Source organism: Mediterraneibacter sp. HA8405, from assembly GCF_056148955.1.
Genome location: NZ_CM148758.1, coordinates 964,432 through 984,492 on the forward strand (window position 1 = coordinate 964,432; position 20,061 = coordinate 984,492).

General features: G+C 48.7%; 21 protein-coding genes and 5 tRNA genes. 24 read left to right on the forward strand and 2 right to left on the reverse strand.

What is annotated here, in order from left to right; all coding sequences use genetic code 11:
• Window positions 1-172: 172 nt before the first annotated feature.
• The 22 genes from AC0QUU_RS04470 to AC0QUU_RS04575 all read left to right on the forward strand — a co-directional run bounded on the left by AC0QUU_RS04470 (window position 173) and on the right by AC0QUU_RS04575 (window position 16,008).
• Window positions 173-244, forward strand: a tRNA-Glu gene (locus AC0QUU_RS04470).
• Between the two features lie 97 nt (window positions 245-341).
• A tRNA-Thr gene (locus AC0QUU_RS04475) sits at window positions 342-414 on the forward strand.
• A gap of 28 nt (window positions 415-442) precedes the next feature.
• A tRNA-Ile gene (locus tag AC0QUU_RS04480) sits at window positions 443-516 on the forward strand.
• A 55-nt stretch (window positions 517-571) separates the two neighbouring features.
• Window positions 572-645: transfer RNA gene (locus AC0QUU_RS04485), tRNA-Asp, on the forward strand.
• A gap of 41 nt (window positions 646-686) precedes the next feature.
• Window positions 687-772: transfer RNA gene (locus tag AC0QUU_RS04490), tRNA-Leu, on the forward strand.
• 211 nt (window positions 773-983) lie between these two features.
• Window positions 984-1,697: an HAD family hydrolase gene (locus tag AC0QUU_RS04495; protein ID WP_474544864.1), complete on the forward strand. Its 714-nt coding sequence runs from the start codon at window positions 984-986 to the stop codon at window positions 1,695-1,697.
• 115 nt (window positions 1,698-1,812) lie between these two features.
• Complete coding sequence (locus tag AC0QUU_RS04500) at window positions 1,813-2,007, forward strand: (2Fe-2S)-binding protein (protein WP_474544865.1); 195 nt, start codon at window positions 1,813-1,815, stop codon at window positions 2,005-2,007.
• A 233-nt stretch (window positions 2,008-2,240) separates the two neighbouring features.
• Window positions 2,241-3,203, forward strand: coding sequence for a beta-ketoacyl-ACP synthase III (locus tag AC0QUU_RS04505; protein ID WP_474544866.1), 963 nt, complete (start codon window positions 2,241-2,243; stop codon window positions 3,201-3,203).
• A gap of 149 nt (window positions 3,204-3,352) precedes the next feature.
• Window positions 3,353-3,577, forward strand: coding sequence for an acyl carrier protein (locus AC0QUU_RS04510; RefSeq protein ID WP_474544867.1), 225 nt, complete (start codon window positions 3,353-3,355; stop codon window positions 3,575-3,577).
• Between the two features lie 82 nt (window positions 3,578-3,659).
• Entirely contained in the window at window positions 3,660-4,625 is a 966-nt protein-coding gene (gene fabK / locus AC0QUU_RS04515; protein WP_474545518.1) for an enoyl-[acyl-carrier-protein] reductase FabK, read from the forward strand.
• A complete protein-coding gene (gene fabD / locus AC0QUU_RS04520; protein ID WP_474544868.1) occupies window positions 4,618-5,538 on the forward strand; it encodes an ACP S-malonyltransferase in 921 nt (306 codons plus the stop codon). The genes fabK and fabD overlap by 8 nt, the downstream gene beginning before the upstream one ends.
• Window positions 5,532-6,272, forward strand: coding sequence for a 3-oxoacyl-[acyl-carrier-protein] reductase (gene fabG, locus AC0QUU_RS04525; protein ID WP_474544869.1), 741 nt, complete (start codon window positions 5,532-5,534; stop codon window positions 6,270-6,272). Before fabD ends, fabG begins: the two co-directional genes overlap by 7 nt.
• Window positions 6,273-6,419: 147 nt before the next feature.
• Window positions 6,420-7,658 carry a beta-ketoacyl-ACP synthase II gene (gene fabF, locus AC0QUU_RS04530; protein ID WP_474544870.1) on the forward strand — a complete coding sequence of 413 codons (1,239 nt, stop codon included), beginning with the start codon at window positions 6,420-6,422 and terminating at the stop codon, window positions 7,656-7,658.
• 12 nt (window positions 7,659-7,670) lie between these two features.
• Window positions 7,671-8,180, forward strand: a complete 510-nt coding sequence (gene accB, locus AC0QUU_RS04535) for an acetyl-CoA carboxylase biotin carboxyl carrier protein (protein ID WP_474544871.1) — start codon at window positions 7,671-7,673, stop codon at window positions 8,178-8,180.
• 291 nt (window positions 8,181-8,471) lie between these two features.
• Entirely contained in the window at window positions 8,472-8,903 is a 432-nt protein-coding gene (gene fabZ / locus AC0QUU_RS04540) for a 3-hydroxyacyl-ACP dehydratase FabZ (protein ID WP_474544872.1), read from the forward strand.
• A gap of 7 nt (window positions 8,904-8,910) precedes the next feature.
• Window positions 8,911-10,245, forward strand: a complete 1,335-nt coding sequence (locus AC0QUU_RS04545; protein ID WP_474544873.1) for an acetyl-CoA carboxylase biotin carboxylase subunit — start codon at window positions 8,911-8,913, stop codon at window positions 10,243-10,245.
• A gap of 97 nt (window positions 10,246-10,342) precedes the next feature.
• Entirely contained in the window at window positions 10,343-12,043 is a 1,701-nt protein-coding gene (locus AC0QUU_RS04550) for an acetyl-CoA carboxylase carboxyltransferase subunit alpha (protein WP_474544874.1), read from the forward strand.
• Between the two features lie 87 nt (window positions 12,044-12,130).
• Complete coding sequence (locus tag AC0QUU_RS04555; protein ID WP_474544875.1) at window positions 12,131-13,183, forward strand: NAD(P)H-dependent flavin oxidoreductase; 1,053 nt, start codon at window positions 12,131-12,133, stop codon at window positions 13,181-13,183.
• 111 nt (window positions 13,184-13,294) lie between these two features.
• A complete protein-coding gene (locus AC0QUU_RS04560; protein WP_474544876.1) occupies window positions 13,295-13,753 on the forward strand; it encodes a MarR family winged helix-turn-helix transcriptional regulator in 459 nt (152 codons plus the stop codon).
• 158 nt (window positions 13,754-13,911) lie between these two features.
• Window positions 13,912-14,415, forward strand: coding sequence for a DUF6465 family protein (locus AC0QUU_RS04565; RefSeq protein WP_474544877.1), 504 nt, complete (start codon window positions 13,912-13,914; stop codon window positions 14,413-14,415).
• 218 nt (window positions 14,416-14,633) lie between these two features.
• Window positions 14,634-15,245, forward strand: coding sequence for an HD domain-containing protein (locus AC0QUU_RS04570; protein WP_474544878.1), 612 nt, complete (start codon window positions 14,634-14,636; stop codon window positions 15,243-15,245).
• Between the two features lie 34 nt (window positions 15,246-15,279).
• Window positions 15,280-16,008 carry an NAD-dependent protein deacylase gene (locus tag AC0QUU_RS04575; protein ID WP_474544879.1) on the forward strand — a complete coding sequence of 243 codons (729 nt, stop codon included), beginning with the start codon at window positions 15,280-15,282 and terminating at the stop codon, window positions 16,006-16,008.
• Here the strand turns inward: AC0QUU_RS04575 and AC0QUU_RS04580 are convergent.
• Window positions 15,995-16,537 (reverse strand): putative ABC transporter permease, encoded by a 543-nt coding sequence (locus tag AC0QUU_RS04580; RefSeq protein WP_474544880.1) that lies wholly within the window; start codon window positions 16,535-16,537, stop codon window positions 15,995-15,997. The two genes, AC0QUU_RS04575 and AC0QUU_RS04580, sit on opposite strands and share 14 nt — an antisense overlap.
• 71 nt (window positions 16,538-16,608) lie before the next feature.
• On the reverse strand, window positions 16,609-17,466 hold the full coding sequence (locus tag AC0QUU_RS04585; protein WP_474544881.1) for a class I SAM-dependent methyltransferase: 858 nt from the start codon (window positions 17,464-17,466) through the stop codon (window positions 16,609-16,611).
• A gap of 190 nt (window positions 17,467-17,656) precedes the next feature.
• On the opposite strand from AC0QUU_RS04585, the gene iorA reads away from it, so the two are divergent.
• Window positions 17,657-19,480, forward strand: a complete 1,824-nt coding sequence (gene iorA, locus AC0QUU_RS04590; RefSeq protein ID WP_474544882.1) for an indolepyruvate ferredoxin oxidoreductase subunit alpha — start codon at window positions 17,657-17,659, stop codon at window positions 19,478-19,480.
• Window positions 19,473-20,060: an indolepyruvate oxidoreductase subunit beta gene (locus tag AC0QUU_RS04595; RefSeq protein ID WP_474544883.1), complete on the forward strand. Its 588-nt coding sequence runs from the start codon at window positions 19,473-19,475 to the stop codon at window positions 20,058-20,060. Before iorA ends, AC0QUU_RS04595 begins: the two co-directional genes overlap by 8 nt.
• The last annotated feature ends 1 nt before the right edge of the window (window position 20,061 follow it).

The window sequence follows — 20,061 nt, forward strand, 5'->3', positions numbered from 1 at the left end:
ATAATGTATAATTGTGCTGCGATAGATCCGGTATGCAGGCAGTGTTGAGATATGCTGTCATTTGAAGGAATAAAGATAAGAAAAGAGGAAAGAAAATGCTTGCAAAAGCGATGTGTTTATGATAGTATATAGTTTGCCGCTGAGTGGTATTTTCTCAGTGGAAGATTGATATGGCCCCGTGGTCAAGCGGTTAAGACATCGCCCTTTCACGGCGGTAACACGGGTTCGATTCCCGTCGGGGTCATTGTACCTGCCGATGTGGCTCAATTCAGTAAGATTGACCACGTCAATCGCAGGCAGAGCCTGATTACAAATCAGCTGCTCCGCAAAAGACAAAATACGCCGATGTGGCTCAATTGGCAGAGCAGCTGATTTGTAATCAGCAGGTTATCGGTTCGAGTCCGATCATCGGCTTTGTTCCGGAAGGAACAGCTGTCATTTTGGACCTTTAGCTCAGTTGGTTAGAGCAACCGGCTCATAACCGGTCGGTCCTGGGTTCGAGTCCCCGAAGGTCCACTTGCACATAAGCGCTGAAAGTCAGCTGCTGAGTGCTTCTTATATAATATAGTAAGGCCCAGTGGCTCAGTTGGTTAGAGCGCCGCCCTGTCACGGCGGAGGTCGAGAGTTCGAGTCTCTTCTGGGTCGTTTTTCTTATCAGTTGTGATAAGAAAACTAATTTTATAGCTGCCGCAGTGGCGGAACTGGCAGACGCCCGGGACTTAAAATCCCGTGGGTAGTGATACCCGTACCGGTTCGATTCCGGTCTGCGGCATGAGCGAGATGCTTCAAATCCTTGTAAATAATGGGTTGAAGCATTTTTTTTTGCAGAAGTGGTTATGCCGTAGAGTGTCAGACAATGGAGGACGTGTATTATTAGGCTAAGGTAAATGTTTCTATAGCTGAAACTGAAAGCAAAAAAGGTTGCCTAAACGAAAAGAAGAATTATAATAATAGAAAGATGAAACTATATAAGGAGACCGAAGATGAGTATCAGACATATTTTATTTGATCTTGACGGCACACTGCTTCCTATGGTACAGGATGAGTTTGTACGTTTTTATATGCCGCTGCTGGCAAAATCCTATATGGAGCAGGGAGTGTCAATTGACCCGAAAAAGTTTATCGGTTCTGTCTGGGCCGGATATGAGGCGATGGTGAAAAACGACGGCTCCCGGACGAATCGGGAAGCATTCTGGAGCTATATAGATAAGGATCTGCCTGTTCCGGCGAAAGAGTCCGAGCGGATTGCCCTTTCTTTTTATGGAGACGCTTTTAATCAGGCGGCCTGCACGACCAGTCCCACACCTGTGGCTGATCAGATTGTGAAGGCTGCCAGAGCCAGAGGACTGAAGACTTATCTGGCCACAAATCCGGTGTTTCCCCGGTGCGCCACTCTGAACCGGATCCGCTGGGCCGGACTGGACGCGGAGGACTTCAGGGTGATTACGACCTATGAGGACTGCGTGTACTGCAAGCCGAATCCAAAGTATTTTCAGGCAATACTGGAACAGTTTGACCTGGATCCGTCGAAGTGCCTGATGGTGGGCAATGATGTAGAAGAAGATCTTTCCATCCGGAGTCTGGGCGTGAAAACATATCTTGTAACGGATACAATGGAGAATAAGAAAAATCTGCCGATTGAATCGGAGTATGTGGGGACGCTGGCAGAACTGCTGGATTTTGTAAAGATGTTGTAATTTACCGCCGTTGATTTTTATGCAGCGCGATACTGGAAATTATTGATAAAAAATTTCAAATTGCTTTTTTTATTGCCGTAGTATATGATAGGTGTAGAAGAAAGGAGAGTGTGCTATGCAGACAGGAATGATTTGTAATTGTAAGCAGGTGTCTTATGCGGATGTTGAGAATGCTCTGCATCAGATGACTTCATTCAGTGATGTTCTGGAAGCTTTTGACGAGGTTCAGAAAGTTACCCATTGTTCTACCGGCTGTGGCGGCTGTCACGATAAGATTCTGGATGCCATTTCAGAGATTATGATGAAATAGCCGGAGACAGAAAAGAATGTTCTGGTACATAGAGGCAGAATTGAAATTGATTTACGAAGGAAAAATCAGTTTCAGTTCTGCTTTTATTTTATGTTGAAAAACGGGCGTATTTTATGTCGAAAATTATTACGAAATTATTACGGAATATATATTGACAATTGAACAGGATGTGATATACTTTGAAAGTCAAAGTATTTAAGAGTCAAAGTAATTTGGTGAGTTGGAGAATAGTTATGATAGGAAAAATTTGCGGAACCGGTTCTTATGTGCCGCCCCATATTATGGACAATGACGACCTGTCCAGGATTGTGGATACAAATGACGCGTGGATCCGGGAGCGGACGGGGATTGCCAGACGCCATATCATAGAAGACGAGACGACTTCCTATATGGCAGGCCAGGCAGCGCTGCGGGCTGTTGAGCAGAGCGGCATAGACCCGAAAGAAATTGAACTGATTCTTGTTGCGACCTCATCGTCGGAGACAGTATTTCCCTGCGCGGCATGTGAGGTGCAGAAGATGATCGGAGCAGTAAACGCGGCAGGATTTGATATGAATGCGGCGTGCACAGGTTTCGTACTTGCGTTTAACACAGCCCAGGCATACATAAGCGCGGGGCTGTACCGGACCATTCTGGTAATCGGCGCGGACAGCATGAGCAATATGGTGGACTGGACAGACAGAGGCACCTGTATCCTTTTCGGAGATGGAGCGGGAGCCGCCATTCTTCAGGCAGAAGAGGGCGAGCCGTGTATAATGGCAGCTCACTCAGACGGCATCAAAGGGCCGGCTCTTACAGGACTGAGCAGACACCGGAAAGGCCGGGAACCGGGAGAGGAAGATAAAGAATCCTACATTCATATGGACGGCCAGGGCGTATTTAAGTTTGCTGTGCGCAAGGTCCCGGAGATTGTGGAGGAAGTGCTTGAAAAAGCCGGAATGGAAATAGACGATATTGATTATTTTATTCTTCATCAGGCAAACAGGAGAATTATAGAAGCGGTAGCCAAGAGACTGCACACAGACATTTCCAGATTTCCCATGAATCTGGAGGAGTATGCAAATACATCCGCTGCTACCGTGCCTATCCTTCTGGATGAGATGAACCGGAATAATAAGTTCTCAAAAGGACAGAAACTTATACTTTCCGGCTTCGGCGCAGGTCTGACCTGGGCGGCATGCCTTTTTGAGTGGTAGCATGATATAACGGCATTAAGATCTGCATGACAGAATGGTAATTACCGGCGGGGCCGGATTACAAAAATAAATATTCCCGGATGGGAGAGCAACCGTTCCCTGGTGCGAGGGGGCAAAAGTAATCTTATTTAAAGAAAGGAAAAGGAACCATGTTAGAGAAAATCAAAGAAATCGTAGCAGAATCATTAAACGCAGACGCGGCAGAGCTGACAGAGGAGACATCCTTCAAAGATGATCTGGGTGCAGATTCCCTGGATTTATTTGAAATGGTAATGGCATTTGAGGAAGAGTTTGACGTGGAGATTCCGTCTGAGGATCTTGAGCAGATCAACACAATCGGTGATGTTGTGAAATATCTGGAAGCACATAAATAAATTAAACTGAAGCCGCGGGGCGGATTGCAGATATCCGCCTGACCAGCGGATAAGCAGAAACGTACAGGAAAAGAATTCATTTATTTTTTTAGAAAGAAAGGTTGTTAGTATGAAGACAAAGGTAACCGAACTATTAGGAATTGAATATCCGATTATTCAGGGAGGAATGGCATGGGTTGCTGAATATCATCTTGCAGCCGCCGTATCCGAAGCCGGCGGCCTCGGGCTGATTGGTGCAGCCAGCGCGCCGGCTGAATGGGTGCGTGACCAGATCAGAGAAGCAAAGAAGATTACGGACAAGCCCTTCGGCGTGAATATCATGCTGATGAGTCCCTATGCGGATGATGTGGCGAAAGTGATCGTGGAGGAAGGCGTCAAAGTCGTTACGACAGGAGCCGGATCTCCGGAAAAATATATGAAGATGTGGAAAGAAGCCGGAGTAAAAGTAATCCCGGTAATCGCATCCGTAGCTCTCGCGAAACGTATGGAGAGATGCGGCGCGGACGCGCTTGTTGCTGAAGGAACAGAGGCAGGCGGCCACATCGGTGAGAACACAACTATGGTACTTGTACCGCAGGTTGTGGATGCGGTGAGCATCCCGGTAATCGCGGCAGGAGGTATCGCAGACGGAAGAGGAATTGCTGCGGCATTCATGCTGGGCGCGCAGGGCGTGCAGATGGGAACTCACTTTGTAGTTACGAATGAGTCTCAGGTTCATGAGAATTATAAGGACATGATCATCAAGGCAAGAGACATTGATTCCAGAGTAACGGGAAGATCCACCGGACATCCGGTAAGAGCTCTGAGAAACCAGATGACAAAAGAGTACCTTCAGAAAGAACAGGAGGGAGCTTCTTTTGAGGAACTGGAGCACCTGACTCTGGGCGGCTTAAGAAGAGCCGTTGTAGATGGAGATGTAAAGACCGGAAGCGTGATGGCAGGCCAGATCGCAGGTATGGTAAAAGAAAAAATGTCATGTCATGACCTGATCCGGAAACTGGTGAAGGAGACAGATGACCTGATCGGAGGAAAAGGATTTTATGAGTAAAATCGCATTTATGTTTCCGGGCCAGGGAGCCCAGAAAGCCGGAATGGGCAAAGATTTTTATGAACAGAGTGAAACAGCACGGCAGGTGGTTGATAAAGCCACCGAACTGCTGGGAATAGATATGAAAGCATTATGCTTTGAAGAAAATGATAAGCTGGATCAGACAGAATACACACAGGCTGCTCTGGTGACAGTATGTATGGCTATGGAGCATGTGGTACGGGAAAGAGGCCTGAATCCGGATGTTACAGCCGGATTAAGTCTGGGCGAGTACTGCGCCATTGCTTCCGCAGGCGGCATGAGCACAGAAGACGCGATTGCAACAGTAAGAAAGCGCGGTATTCTCATGCAGAACGCGGTTCCGGGAGGAAAAGGATCCATGGCGGCGGTTCTTGGAATGACAGGCGACGCTATAGAGAAAGTTGTAAACGAAATCGATGGCGTAACAATCGCCAATTACAACTGCCCGGGACAGATCGTTATTACCGGATGGAAAGAGAGTGTGGAGAAGGCTTCTGAAGCTCTCAAAGAAGCCGGGGCAAAGAGAGTAATGCCGCTCAATGTAAGCGGTCCGTTCCATTCTCCCATGCTGACAGAAGCCGGAGAGGAGCTTGGAAAAGTTCTGGAAAACGTGGAACTGTCTCCTCTTCAGATCCCGTATGTAACAAATGTTACGGCGGAATATGTGTCGGATATCAGTCAGACAAAGGCGCTGCTTGCAAAGCAGGTGGCATCTTCCGTCAGATGGCAGCAGAGTGTGGAAAATATGATTGCCGACGGTGTTGACACGTTTGTAGAGATTGGACCGGGAAGAACACTGGCGGGATTTATGCGCAAGATCAACCGGGACGTGAAAGTTTATAATATCGGCACATGGGAAGATGTAGATAAGGTGGTAAGTGAATTATGTTAAATGGAAAAGTTGCTGTTGTGACAGGCGCTTCCAGAGGAATCGGAAGAGCCGTCGCGATCCGGCTGGCATCTGAAGGAGCAACCGTTGTGATCAACTATAACGGCTCCAGAGAGCGGGCGGAAGAGGTAAAGGCTGAGATTGAGCAGGCAGGCGGAAAAGCTGAGATTAAACAGTGTAATGTATCAGATTACAAAGCCTGCGAGGAAATGTTCAAAGAGATCGTTTCCGAACTTGGAAGCGTGGACATCCTGGTAAATAACGCAGGAATTACAAGAGACGGCCTGCTGATGAAGATGTCTGAAGAGGATTATGACGCGGTTCTGGACACAAACCTGAAGGGGACATTTAACTGTATCCGCTTTGTGGCCCGCCAGATGATCAAGCAGAGAGGCGGAAGAATCATTAACATGTCTTCCGTATCCGGTGTTCTCGGGAATGCGGGACAGGCAAATTACTCCGCGTCAAAAGCAGGTGTGATCGGACTGACCAAGTCTGCGGCAAGAGAGCTTGCATCCCGCGGCATTACAGTAAATGCAATTGCTCCGGGATTTATCAATACAGAGATGACAGAAGTGCTTTCCGATAAGGTAAAGGAAGGCGCAGTAGCGCAGATTCCGCTCGGAAAATTCGGAGAGACAGAAGATATCGCAAATGCAGTCGCATTTCTGGCGTCAGAAGGAGCACGGTACATCACAGGACAGGTGCTCAATGTAGACGGCGGAATGGCCATGTAAGATCAGTTTTCTGCAAGGGAGCAGGATACTGTCTGCATCATTTCTGCGGACAGTATCCTGACGGATTGTACAGAAAACTGAATCTTCAGGAAAAGAATGTAGTTGAGAGGAAAACAGGAGATCTGATTCTGGGAAAGGAATTGTTTTATGAAGAGAAGAGTTGTAGTGACCGGGCTGGGTGCTGTGACGCCGATCGGAAATACGGTGGAGGAGTTCTGGGCCGGAATTAAAGAAGGTAAGGTTGGAATCGGACCGATTACGAAATTTGACGCGTCTGAGTTCAAAGTGCAGATTGCGGCAGAAGTAAAAGGATTTGTTGCGAAGGAGCGCATGGACTTTAAGGCAGCGAAGAGAATGGAGCTTTTTTCACAGTATGCGGTTGCTGCGGCGAAAGAGGCTTTCGAAGACGCAGAGCTGAATATGGAAAATGAAGATCCGTTCCGCTGCGGCGTTATTGTGGGTTCCGGTATCGGAAGCCTTCAGTGTGTGGAGACAAACTATGAGAAGATCCTGACAAAGGGACCGAATAAGGTGAACCCGCTGATGGTTCCGTTGATGATCTCCAATATGGCGGCAGGTAATATTTCCATTCAGCTGGGCCTGAAAGGAAAATGTACAAACGTGGTAACAGCCTGTGCCTCCGGTACGCACTGTATCGGAGACGCATTCCGCGCGATCGAGTACGGAGACGCGGACGTAATGGTGGCAGGCGGTACAGAGGCTTCTGTATGCCCCACGGGAATTGCAGGATTTACCGCACTGACGGCGCTTTCCACAACAAATGATCCGGAACACGCTTCCCGTCCGTTTGACAAGGACAGAGACGGATTTGTTCTGGGCGAGGGTTCCGGAATTGTTGTTCTGGAAGAGCTGGAGCATGCGAAAGCAAGAGGCGCGAAAATCTACGCGGAACTTGTGGGATATGGCGCAACCGGCGACGCATACCACATTACTTCCCCTGCAGAGGACGGCGAAGGTGCCGGAATGGCTATGAAACTGGCCATGCAGGAAGCAGGCGTGGAGCCGGAACAGATTGATTATATCAATGCCCACGGAACAAGCACACATCACAACGACCTGTTCGAGACAAGAGCAATCAAATATGCTCTTGGAGACGCGGCGAAGAACGTGCAGATCAACTCTACGAAGTCCATGATCGGACATCTGCTGGGCGCGGCAGGCGGTGTGGAATTTGTCGTATGTGTGAAGAGTATTCAGGATGGATTTATCCATCAGACAATAGGTACGGAAAATGTAGATCCGGAATGCGATCTGAATTACACGGTAGGAGCTCCGGTTGAGAAGGATATCAATTATGTCCTTACGAATTCTCTGGGATTCGGCGGACATAACGCGACACTGTTGTTAAAGAAATATGAAGGGTAAGAGGTGCGTGCAATGAAGGTTGAGCAGGTATTGGAATTAGTAAAGGCTGTTTCAGATTCTGAGCTTACAGAATTCAAATATGAGGAAGACGGCGTAAAGCTTTCTCTGAAAAAAACAAGTGACAAAATTATTCAGGTACAGGCTCCGGCCGCTCCGGCAGCAGCGCCTGTTATCGCTCCGGCAGTAATGCCGGCGGCAGCACCGGCTCCGGTTCCGGCTGCGGCTCCGGTCAGCGCACCGGCAGATGCAGAGGCTTCTGCCGCAGTATCTGCAGAGAGTGAAGTAAAAGGAAAAGTTGTAAAATCTCCTCTGGTCGGAACATTCTATGCCGCTCCGGCTGAAGACGCGGATCCGTTTGTAAAAGTCGGAGACAGCGTAAAAGAGGGCCAGGTGCTGGCGATCGTTGAGGCAATGAAACTGATGAACGAAATTGAAAGTGATTTCACAGGAACCGTAACAGAAATTCTTGTAGAAAACGGCCAGGCAGTAGAATACGGCCAGCCACTCTTTGTCATCAGCTAGTCCGCACATGCGCCGGCATAAGGTTTTTGAGCCGCGCGGACTGGTCCGCAGGCGGTCAAAAACCTTATACCGGCATATGGCGGCAGCCATACAGCGAAAAGGAGCTGCAGAGCAGCGGATTTGAGCTGGCATGAGCGGACGGAAGCGTGCAGTACACAGCACATGCGGGGCATATGGCGGCAGCCATACAGCGAAAAGGAGCTGCAGAGCAGCGGATTTGAGCTGGCATGAGCGGACGGAAGCGGCGCAGCACACATGCCGGCCTATATTAAGAATAGAGGTGCACAGGATATGAACAGTTTGAACATAGAGCAGATCCAGGAGATCATTCCCCACAGACATCCGTTTCTTCTCCTTGACAAGATCGAGGATTATGAGCCGGGCGAATTTGCGGTGGGATATAAATGCGTAACTTACAGAGAAGATTTTTTTAAAGGACATTTCCCGCAGAAAGCGGTTATGCCGGGCGTGCTGATCCTTGAGGCGCTGGCTCAGGCAGGGGCTGTCGCGATTTTAAGTGTCCCTGAGAACAAAGGCAAGATCGCTTTCTTCGGCGGTGTTCAGAAATGTCGTTTCAAGGGAATGGTATTCCCGGGGGATACACTGAAACTTGAGACAAAGATTATCAAACGCAAAGGACCTGTAGGAGTTGGAGAAGCAATCGCTTCTGTCAATGGAAAAGTTGTTGTCAGTGCGGAGCTGACATTTATGGTAGGAGAATAGTGCAGAGATGATTGGAAAGGTATTGATTGCAAACCGCGGCGAGATAGCGGTCCGCATTATCCGGGCATGCCGCGAGATGGGGATTGAGACAGTTGCGGTGTATTCGGAAGCCGACAGAGAGGCGCTGCACACACAGCTGGCAGATGAGGCTGTCTGTATTGGTCCGGCTCCGTCTTCTGAGAGCTATCTGAATATGCAGAATATTATCAGCGCAACGCTTATTTCCGGTGCGGACGCCATCCATCCCGGATTTGGCTTCCTGTCGGAAAACAGCAAATTCGCAGAGCTGTGTGAACAGTGCAATATTACATTTATAGGACCAAATTCCGAAGTAATCCGGAGACTGGGAAATAAGGCGGAAGCCAGAAATACAATGGTTGCAGCCGGAGTTCCGGTTATTCCCGGAAGCAAGGATCCGATTTATGACGCAGAGACCGGCGCCGGAGTGGCAGCTGAGATCGGATATCCGGTTATTGTAAAGGCTGCTCTGGGCGGCGGCGGAAAGGGCATGCGCGTTGCCGAGACGCCGGAAGAGTTTGAGAACAGCTTCAAGACAGCTCAGAAGGAGAGCCAGATGGCTTTTGGCGACAATACCATGTACATTGAACACTTTGTACAGCATCCGCGGCACATTGAATTTCAGATTCTGGCAGATCAGCATGGCAATGTGATTCACCTGGGAGAAAGAGACTGCTCGATCCAGAGAAATCACCAGAAAATGATCGAGGAATCTCCTTCTGTCGCTCTTACTCCCGAGCTTCGTCAGAAAATGGGAGAAGCAGCGGTAAAGGCAGCGAAGGCAGCGAATTATACGAATGCCGGAACAATTGAGTTTCTTCTGGAAAAGAACGGAAATTTCTATTTTATGGAAATGAACACAAGAATCCAGGTAGAACATCCGGTAACCGAGTGGGTTACAGGTATTGACCTGGTGAAAGAGCAGATCCGTATTGCAGACGGCAGAACGCTGAGCTATAAGCAGGAAGATGTCCGGATTACAGGGCATGCGATTGAATGCCGTATCAATGCAGAAAACCCGGAGAAAAATTTCCGCCCGTCGCCGGGAACGATTACAGATATGTATCTGCCCGGCGGAAAGGGAGTGCGCATTGATTCGGCGATTTACAGTGGGTACACCGTGCCTCCGTATTATGACTCCATGCTGGCAAAACTGATTGTTCACGCAAAAAACAGGAACGAGGCCATCCGCAAGATGCGAAGCGCACTGGGAGAAGTGATCATAGAAGGAATTGATACAAATGTGGATTACCAGTACGAAATACTGAATCATCCGGATTTCGTATCAGGAGACATTGATATTGAGTTTATAGAAAAAATGTAAGTTGTCAGATAATTTGACCAAAAGGGGTCAGGCACTTTTCCAAAGGGGTCAGACCCCTTTTGGAAAGTGCCTGACCCCTTTTTGGAGGTAATCTCAAATGAAGCTACAGAATATGTTTAAGAAAACAAGCAGCCGTCAGCATTATATTGCGCTGAAGAGTGCCAGGCCGGAAGTTCCCCAGGGACTGATGCGCAAATGTAATAAATGCGGCGCCGCGATTATCGCGGAAGATGTGAAAAACGGATACTATATCTGTCCGAAATGCGGAGGATATTTCCGCGTGCATGCTTACCGGCGTGTGGAGATGATTGCAGACGAAGGCTCTTTTGAAGAGTGGGATAAGGATATGGCTTTTGTCAATCCCCTTGATTTTAAAGGATATGAAGAAAAGGTGGCCGGGCTGAAGGAACGCACACACCTGAACGAGGCGGTTGTAACCGGGAAAGTGTCAATCAACGGCAATCCTGCCGTGCTTGGTATCTGCGACGGCCGTTTTATGATGGCCAGCATGGGACATATTGTGGGGGAGAAGATCGCCCGCGCGGTGGAACGTGCTACAGAAGAAAAACTTCCGGTAATTATTTTCACCTGTTCCGGAGGAGCCCGGATGCAGGAGGGGATCGTTTCTCTGATGCAGATGGCGAAGACTGCGGCAGCGCTGAAAAGACACAGCGATGCAGGACTTCTGTATATTACTGTGCTGACAGATCCTACAACCGGCGGCGTTACGGCAAGTTTCGGCATGCTGGGCGATATTATTCTTGCAGAACCAAAGGCTCTGATTGGTTTTGCAGGGCCCAGAGTTATTGAGCAGACTATAGGGCAGAAGCTTCCGAAAGGCTTTCAGAGAGCGGAGTTTCTGCTGGAGCACGGCTTTGTGGACCGTATTATTGAACGGGAAGAAATGAAAGATGTACTGGGTCAGATCCTGAAGATGCATTGTGAAAAAGGTTTTTCGGATACAAATGTTAAAGCGGCGCGTAAAATGTACGCCGGGTCTGCAACAACAGAAAAATCCTTAAGCGCATGGGATCGTGTTCAGATTTCCAGAAAGAAAAACCGTCCGGTAGGAACCGATTATATAGAGGCATTGTTTGATGATTTTATGGAATTCCACGGAGACAGATATTTTAAAGATGACCATGCGATTGTAGGGGGTATCGCTCACTTTCACGGCATGCCGGTGACAGTGATCGCCCAGGCAAAAGGAAAGACTACAAAAGAAAATCTGGACCGGAACTTTTCCATGCCTTCTCCGGACGGATACAGAAAAGCCCTTCGTCTTATGAAGCAGGCGGAGAAGTTCGGCCGGCCGGTCATCTGTTTTGTTGATACTCCGGGCGCGTTCTGCGGACTGGAAGCAGAGGAACGGGGACAGGGAGAGGCAATTGCAAGAAATCTGTATGAACTTTCCGGTTTGAAAGTTCCGGTGCTTTCCGTTGTGATTGGTGAGGGCGGCAGCGGCGGCGCACTTGCCATGGCAGTGGCCGATGAAGTATGGATACTGGAAAACGCCATTTATTCTGTCCTTTCGCCGGAGGGATTTGCAAGTATTCTCTGGAAGGACAGCAAACGGGCAGCTGAGGCGGCTGAGGTAATGAAGCTGACAGCAGATGATCTGAAGAAACTTGGAATTGTGGAACAGGTTATTGCGGAGCCGGAGGAGTTTACGACGGAAACCATGGAACCGGTGACGATGGATCTGGAAGTTCAGATCATGGATTTCCTTGAAAAATATACGGTTATGGATCCGGAGGAACTGACCGTCAGACGATATAAAAGATTCCGGAATATATAAATTGCGCATCGGGCTGCCGGGCGTCCGGGAGAATCCTGCGGACGGCCGGGGAAGATCCGCTGCTGTAAAATGAAATGTGAGGATAACATGAAAAATCTGAAGATAGGTGATAAAATCACCAGATTTCCACTTATACAGGGGGGAATGGGCGTTGGTATCAGTCTGGGTCGGCTGGCCGGTTCTGTAGCAAAAGAAGGCGGTATCGGGATCATTTCCACGGCCCAGATCGGCTACAGAGATCCGGAATTTGATAAAAATCCGGCCCAGGCAAATATAAGAGCCATTGAAAGTGAAATGAAAAAAGCCAGAGCCATCTCTCCGGACGGGATCATAGGATACAATATTATGACAGCGCTGAAGGAGCATGCGGCTCATGTAAAGGCAGCAGTAAAGGCCGGAGCCGATATCATTATCTGCGGCGCCGGGCTTCCTACGGATCTGCCGGCTCTGACGGAGGGGAGTCAGACGAAAATAGCGCCGATTGTTTCCACTGACAGATCCGCAAAAGTGATTCTCAAATACTGGGACCGGAAGTACAGACGTACGGCTGATCTTGTGGTGATTGAAGGACCTCTGGCAGGCGGACATCTGGGATTCCAGAAAGAAGAGCTCTGCAGTTATACAGAAGAGTCCTATGGGGAAGAAATTAAAAAGATAATAGCTACTGTGAAAGGCTATGGAGAGAAATATGGGATCCGGATTCCTGTTGTTGTGGCCGGAGGAATCTATGACAGCGAGGATGTAAAGCGTGTGATGGCGCTGGGCGCGGACGGCGTACAGGTGGCTACACGGTTTGTCACTACAGAGGAATGCGATGCGGATATCCGGTACAAAGAGGCTTATATCAATGCTTCAGAAGAAGATATTCAGATCGTGAAAAGTCCGGTGGGCATGCCGGGCAGAGCGATTATAAATCCTCTGATGAAACGTGTGATGAACGGGGAAAAGATCGGACACAGCCCCTGTCACGGATGTCTGGCAAAATGTAACCCGTCCCAGATCCCATACTGCATTACAGACAGCCTGATTGACGCGGTAAAGGGAAATGTGGAAAAAGGACTTCTGTTCTGCGGAGCAAAAGCATATAAATCAAAGAAAATAGAGACAGTCAGTGAGGTAATGCAGGCGCTGTTTGCCTGAACGCGGCAAAGAAGAATGAAAGCTTTCGATTTGCCTGCGGGCCTTATCTGAAAACAGGTGTTCCAATGCTGCGCATTGAGAAGACCGCCCGGAAAGAAAGGAGACAGACCGGTGAATGCATATGAAACAATCAATGATATTCTGGTCAATTTATTTAACGAAATACTGAAGCTGGAAGAAGAAGCGATTATAACCGACGAATTCAAGGATATAACCAACAACGATATGCATATCATTGAGGCAATCGGTCTTTCCGGAGGGAATACCATGTCTGTTGTGGCAAAAAAACTGGGCATAACGGCAGGCTCCCTGACCACGGCCATCAACAGTCTGGTAAATAAGAAATATGTAGTCAGAAAACGGAGTGAAGAAGACCGCAGAGTTGTGTTTATCGGTCTTACTCAGAAAGGGAAAAGAGCTTTCAGCCATCATAAAGAATACCATAAAAAAATGACAGAGGCTGTACTTGAAAATCTGGATGAGCAGGAAATTCCGGTACTGATAAAGACGCTGAACGGACTGTCTGATTTTTTCAGGGGATATGGCGAAAAAAGCAAAAAGACCGGATAAACCCGGATAATGAATAAAAAATTTGACGTTTACAAAAAAATGATGTACAATCCCATTGGAACTTTGAGGAATAAGATGAAGTCTAAGCGGCACCGGCAGTAATATGCCGGCGGCGGAAAATACTTGGTTGGAATTAGTTTTAGGAGGGAAAAACAAGTATGGCAGTAAAAAAAGCATCTTCAACAACAAAGGCAGCAACTGAAAAAAAGGCAGCAGTAAAGCCGGCCGCTGAAGTAAAAGAAACAGCAAAACCGGCAGTTAAGGCAGAAAAAGCGACTGCGAAAGCCATTGAGACAAAAAAAGACACAACAAAGAAGCTTGAGACAAAAGCAGCAGTTTTAGTAGATACACCAGAAGAGACAAAGGCAGCAGAGACAAAGACGGCTGAAAAGAAAGCTCCGGCTAAGAAAGCGGCAGTTAAGAAACCGGCGGCTAAGAAAGCACCGGCAAAAAAGGCTGAGGTTAAGACAGAAATCTTCCTTCAGTTTGCAGGCAAAGAGTACACGGAGAAAGAGATTTTCCAGAAAGTTAAAGAGATCTGGACAAAAGTTCTTAAGAACAAAGTCGGCGATATGAAGGATGTTAAAATCTATCTGAAACCGGAAGAGTCTGCAGCTTACTATGTAGTAAACGGCGACACAACAGGAAAAGTTGACCTGTAAAATATGAAAAAGCGGGAAAATCCCCTGCATGACAAGGCAGCAGCTTTGGATGCAGGGGATTTTTGTGCTTCGCGGGGAAATTGTCCGGGCCGGTTTTGAAAAACCGGAAAGGGATTATGCGGGAATCCGCACATGGAGGAAAAGTAAAATATTCCGCTGCGGAAAACATGTGCTATAATGGCAGATAGAAAGCAGAGAAGGAAAGGCGGATGAGTATAATGGAGAAAAATAATCAGGAAGAAAAAAGCCGTCTGGAAAAGCAGATCGCATTCCTGACGGAAGTGGACAAGGAAAAAAATATTTTCAGACAGACTTACCTGGCAGACGGGAAGAGAAAGGAAAATGACGCCGAACATTCCTGGCATCTGGCACTGGCCGCAGTGCTTCTGAAGGAACATATGAAGGAATATGCAGATCTGGGCCGGGTTATGACAATGGTTCTGATTCACGATCTGGTGGAAATTGACGCCGGTGATACCTATGCGTACGACACAGAAGGGGCAGCGACAAAGAGAGAGCGGGAGGTGAAGGCCGCGGACCGGATTTTCGGAATACTGCCGGAAGACCAGGGAACTTATTTACGGGAGCTGTGGGATGAATTTGAAGCGTATGAGACGGCGGAAGCAAAATACGCCCATCTGCTGGATAATTTCCAGCCCCTTATGCTGAATGACGCTTCTGATGGAAAGAGCTGGGAAGAGCACGGCGTACACAAATCCCAGGTATGCAGACGCAACGCGCGCATCCCTGAGACATCGGAGATTGTGTGGGAGAAAATGCTGGAGATTATGGATAAACATATCGAAAAGGGACATTTGCAGGCAGATTAAACCAGAGAACAGGGATGAAAGGAGAAGATATGCCATGTATGAAAAGGAAATAGAAGAACTGCAGAAAATTATTGATGACAGCAGCCGGATTGTCTTCTTCGGCGGCGCGGGAGTTTCCACGGAAAGCGGAATCCCGGATTTCAGAAGCGCGGACGGGATTTATCACCAGCAGTATAAGTATTCCCCTGAACAGGTGGTAAGCCACAGCTTTTTCATGCAGCATACAGAAGCATTTTATGACTTCTATAAAGAGAAAATGATGATCCTTGACGCAAAGCCCAATCCGGCTCACTATAAGCTGGCAGAGCTGGAGCAGGCCGGAAAGCTGACTGCGGTAGTGACCCAGAATATTGACGGGCTTCACCAGGCGGCAGGCAGCAGAAATGTGTATGAGCTGCACGGAAGCATCCACCGGAACTACTGTATGGAGTGCGGCAGATTTTACGACGCGGAGTATGTAAAAAAGACTTCCGGCATCCCCCGCTGTGAATGCGGCGGCGTGATTAAGCCGGATGTGGTTCTGTACGAGGAAGGACTGGATCCGAAGACAATCCAGGGCGCCGTAGAGGCTATTGCCGCGGCAGATACGCTGATTATCGGCGGCACATCTCTTGTTGTGTATCCGGCAGCAGGATTTATTGATTATTTCGGCGGAAAACATCTGGTTGTGATTAATAAATCAGAGACGGCAAAGACAGTCCGCGCCGAACTGAGCATTGCCGCCCCTATCGGAGAAATATTCAGTAAAATCAAAGCAGTGTAAAAATGACATCTGCCAGGAACAAAAGCGCCAGTATGGTACTGACCGTATAAAGAATCCGGTCAGACCAGCGGGCTGTAAGTTTTTCAAAGAGAGGCTGAAATACATAGAGGAAAATCATGCCTCCCACACCAAAACGGAGACTCGGGTTGAGGGCAACGCGTCCCTGGAAATTAAATGAAAAACGGGTGTAGTCCCACAGCCACTCTCCGTAGAGAAGCTCCATGATATAGCTTCCGGCCAGTTCCAGTACGGTTGTGATTACCACAATTCCGATAAAAACAAGAATCGGCGTGATGCACAGACGGCCCAGGCAGATTCGTTTTTTCTTTAATCCGCCGAGGGTGAAAATGAGAATCAGAGCTCCCACGCCGTATATGATACAGTAAGGGCCGAACAGAACCCCTCTGTTGGAGAATCCCCAGCGGTAAACTACAACTTCCAGAAACACTTCATAGACCCAGCCGATGAAGGAATACAGAATAAAGTAAAAGAAATATTCTGCCGCTTTCTTTTGTATCAGTTGTTTCATTTTATCTTATCCCCCTGTATGTTTAAAAAATGCTTTCTGCTGCAGAAGCCGGTCTGTGACTGCATATGCGTCTACGCTTCCCACCTTGCCGAGGCGCCGCAGGGAAGAATCAGTCCGGATTCGGTTACCGGAAGTCCGATTTCTTCAGCCCGGACATGCCCTTTCCATGGTTTCAGCTCCGTAGCCAGCATGTAAGTCAGCACAGACGGCGCCAGACCGGTGGTATAGGAATTCACCAGGAAAAAGACCGGTCTGTCAGACAGGATCTTCGTACACAGCTGAATCAGCGGATGAATCATATCTTCGATCTTCCAGATCTCCCCTTTGGGTCCCCGTCCGTAGGAGGGAGGATCCATAATAATAGCGTCGTATTTATTTCCTCTGCGGATTTCCCGTTCCACAAATTTCACACAGTCGTCCACCAGCCACCGGATGGGCGCGTCTTTCAGTCCTGAGGATACGGCATTTTCTTTGGCCCATGTGACCATACCTTTGGACGCGTCTACATGAGTGACCTGCGCCCCTGCCGCGGCTGCTGCCAGCGTGGCCCCTCCGGTGTAGGCAAAAAGATTGAGCACTTTTACGGGGCGTCCGGCGCTTTGGATCTTTTCCGAGAACCAGTCCCAGTTGGTGGCCTGCTCCGGGAAAAGACCGGTGTGCTTGAAGCTGAAGGGCTTCAGATTAAAGGTAAGAGAGCCGTAATGAATCTGCCACTGTTTGGGAAGACTGAAAAACTCCCATTCACCGCCGCCTTTTTTGCTGCGGTGGTAGTGGCCGTTCCGGTGTTTCCATCCTCTGTGTTTCCGGGGCGTGTCCCAGATGACCTGAGGATCCGGACGGACGAGAATATAGTCTCCCCAGCGTTCCAGTTTTTCCCCTTTTGAACAGTCAATAACCTCATAGTCTGACCAGTTATCTGCAATCCACATATTTTATGTTCCTTTCCCTGAATGTTATCACAGTCATTATATTACGGCGCAGAAAAGGAAGCGCCGTGAAGCGCAATTATTATACCATACCCCCTATCTCCGGGAAAGAGATTTTTCTTTTTCTGTTTCTTTTCTTACTTTAGTGTGGTAAAATACGAAAATAGTATGAAAAAAAGGAGCGCTTTTACATATGAGCAGTAAAAAGATACTTGTGATGGGAAATGAAGCCATCGCCCTGGGCGCAATCCGCGCAGGCGTGCGTATGGCGGCCGGCTATCCGGGAACCCCGTCCACGGAAATACTTGAAACGATTGCAAAGCATAATGACGGCCGTATTCATGTTGAGTGGTCCGTGAATGAAAAGGCAGCCATGGAAGTAGGAGCAGGCGCGGCATACGCCGGAGCCCGGACGCTGGTTACCATGAAACAGGTGGGGCTGAATGTTGCATCGGATCCTCTGATGAGCCTGGCATATATGGGTGTCAAGGGAGGCATGGTGATTGTCTCTGCGGATGACCCCGGCCCGATTTCTTCACAGACAGAACAGGATACCAGAACATTTGCCCAGTTCTCAAAACTTCCGGTATTTGATCCGTCTTCACCGGAAGAGGCTTATGAGATGATCGGAGAGGCGTTTGAGTTTTCGGAAAAATATCAGACGCCGGTTCTGTTCCGTCCGACTACAAGAGTCTGTCATGCATGTGCCAGCATCGAGCTTCTGCCGGAGCCGGAAGTGAGTGAGCCGGAAGGATTTATCAAGGATACTATGCGCTGGGTTATCTTTCCGCGCACATCCTATCTGAATCACGTAAAGATTGAAAAGAGAAACGCGGAACTGTCGGAAATACTGTCCGGTTATGAACGGAATTTTATTCTGGAGGGAAATAAAAAGAAGGGAATTGTGACAGGGGGCATCAGCTATGCCTATACAAGAGAAGTGCTTCCGGAAGGAACTCCTCTTCTGAAGATCTCAACGCCTCATCCTTTCCCGGAGCAGCTGGCAGTCCGGTTCCTGAAAGAACTGGATGAGGTGCTTGTGCTGGAAGAGCTGGATCCCATGATTGAAAGACAGCTGCTGCAGATTGCCGGAAAGCATCATCTGCCGGTAAATATATATGGAAAGCTTACCGGGCATACGAAAAATGCCGGCGAAAACAGCACAGAAAGTATCCGGGAAGATCTTGCACGTTTCCTGCAGGAAAAAGGGAATGACACGACGGCTGATTCATCCGCCGCAGAGGTCGTTTCAGATGCTCCGGAACTTCCCGTGCGTCCTCCGGTGCTCTGTGCCGGATGTCCCCACCGGGCTTCCTTCTATGCCGTGAAAAAGGCTATGAAGGGTAAAAAAGCGGTATTCAGCGGTGACATCGGATGCTATACCCTGGGAAATGCAAAGCCTCTTGATATGGTGGATACCTGCCTGTGTATGGGCGCAGGAGTGACTATCGCCCAGGGACTTCATGTGATCGAGCCGGACGCTGTAAATTTTGCCTTTATCGGAGATTCCACATTTTTTGCATCCGGAATAACCGGAGTGGTAAATGCAGTATACAATGGAAATGATATTGTGCTGGTGGTGCTGGATAACTCGACTACGGCCATGACCGGCCATCAGCCTCATCCGGGAACCGGGAAGACCATTATGGGAGATGTGGCTGCAAAGATCAGTATACCTGCCATTCTTCGGGGGATCGGCGTGGAGCGGATTTATGAGTGTGATCCCCTGAATCTGAATGAAGCGGTTAATACGGTAAAAGAGGCCGCGCAGGGAAGCGGCGTGCGCGCGGTGATTTTCCGTTCTCCCTGTATCGCGGTTTCCAGATCCGGAAAATGTTATGAAGTAAAACAGAAGAAATGCCGGAAATGCAAGGTATGCATTAAAGAGCTGGGCTGTCCGGCCATTGTAACAGAAGGGGATACGGTAAAAATTGACCCATCGCTGTGCTATGGATGCGGTGTCTGCGCGGCTGTGTGTCCGTTTGAAGCAATCGGGGAGGTGGACTGTCATGAATAAGAACTGTCTGTTGTGCGGCGTCGGCGGCCAGGGGGTTGTACTGGCTTCCAGACTGATTGCCTATGCTGCTATGGAAAAAGGAAATTTTGTGCGGACCGCCGAGACCATCGGCATGGCCCAGAGAGGCGGCTCCGTTGTCAGCCATGTGCGGATTGGAGATGATATCTATTCTCCTCAGGTTCCTGTGGGAAGCGCGGACGTGATCCTGGCTTTTGAGCCGGGAGAAGCGGTCAGATGCCTGCCTTATCTGAAAAAAGACGGCCTTGTTATTGCTGACAGCCGGATTGTCAAACCTGTAACGGCAAGTCTGGGAGGAAGCAGTTATAATGCGGAAGAAATGACTGCTTACCTGGAGAAACATGCAGGAAAGCTGATCCTCATTGACGGGGAGGCGATCTGCAGGGAAGCGGGTTCGCCGAAAGTGCTCAATGTGGCGCTCCTCGGCGCGGCGGCGCAGAGCGGTGTGCTCGGCATCACGCCGGAGGAAATGCTGGACGCGGTCAGAAAGAATGTGAAAGAAAAGTTTATTGCTTTAAATGAAAAGGCCCTGATGCTTGGCCGGAAAGCAGGAGGAATGTAAT

Coding starts and splice junctions, on each gene's coding strand:
- AC0QUU_RS04495 (WP_474544864.1), top strand. CDS start 984: ATGAGTATCAGACATATTTTATTTGATCTTGACGGCACACTGCTTCCT.
- AC0QUU_RS04500 (WP_474544865.1), top strand. CDS start 1,813: ATGCAGACAGGAATGATTTGTAATTGTAAGCAGGTGTCTTATGCGGAT.
- AC0QUU_RS04505 (WP_474544866.1), top strand. CDS start 2,241: ATGATAGGAAAAATTTGCGGAACCGGTTCTTATGTGCCGCCCCATATT.
- AC0QUU_RS04510 (WP_474544867.1), top strand. CDS start 3,353: ATGTTAGAGAAAATCAAAGAAATCGTAGCAGAATCATTAAACGCAGAC.
- fabD (WP_474544868.1), top strand. CDS start 4,618: ATGAGTAAAATCGCATTTATGTTTCCGGGCCAGGGAGCCCAGAAAGCC.
- fabG (WP_474544869.1), top strand. CDS start 5,532: ATGTTAAATGGAAAAGTTGCTGTTGTGACAGGCGCTTCCAGAGGAATC.
- fabF (WP_474544870.1), top strand. CDS start 6,420: ATGAAGAGAAGAGTTGTAGTGACCGGGCTGGGTGCTGTGACGCCGATC.
- accB (WP_474544871.1), top strand. CDS start 7,671: ATGAAGGTTGAGCAGGTATTGGAATTAGTAAAGGCTGTTTCAGATTCT.
- fabZ (WP_474544872.1), top strand. CDS start 8,472: ATGAACAGTTTGAACATAGAGCAGATCCAGGAGATCATTCCCCACAGA.
- AC0QUU_RS04545 (WP_474544873.1), top strand. CDS start 8,911: ATGATTGGAAAGGTATTGATTGCAAACCGCGGCGAGATAGCGGTCCGC.
- AC0QUU_RS04550 (WP_474544874.1), top strand. CDS start 10,343: ATGAAGCTACAGAATATGTTTAAGAAAACAAGCAGCCGTCAGCATTAT.
- AC0QUU_RS04555 (WP_474544875.1), top strand. CDS start 12,131: ATGAAAAATCTGAAGATAGGTGATAAAATCACCAGATTTCCACTTATA.
- AC0QUU_RS04565 (WP_474544877.1), top strand. CDS start 13,912: ATGGCAGTAAAAAAAGCATCTTCAACAACAAAGGCAGCAACTGAAAAA.
- AC0QUU_RS04570 (WP_474544878.1), top strand. CDS start 14,634: ATGGAGAAAAATAATCAGGAAGAAAAAAGCCGTCTGGAAAAGCAGATC.
- AC0QUU_RS04575 (WP_474544879.1), top strand. CDS start 15,280: ATGTATGAAAAGGAAATAGAAGAACTGCAGAAAATTATTGATGACAGC.
- AC0QUU_RS04580 (WP_474544880.1), bottom strand. CDS start 16,537: ATGAAACAACTGATACAAAAGAAAGCGGCAGAATATTTCTTTTACTTT.
- AC0QUU_RS04585 (WP_474544881.1), bottom strand. CDS start 17,466: ATGTGGATTGCAGATAACTGGTCAGACTATGAGGTTATTGACTGTTCA.
- iorA (WP_474544882.1), top strand. CDS start 17,657: ATGAGCAGTAAAAAGATACTTGTGATGGGAAATGAAGCCATCGCCCTG.
- AC0QUU_RS04595 (WP_474544883.1), top strand. CDS start 19,473: ATGAATAAGAACTGTCTGTTGTGCGGCGTCGGCGGCCAGGGGGTTGTA.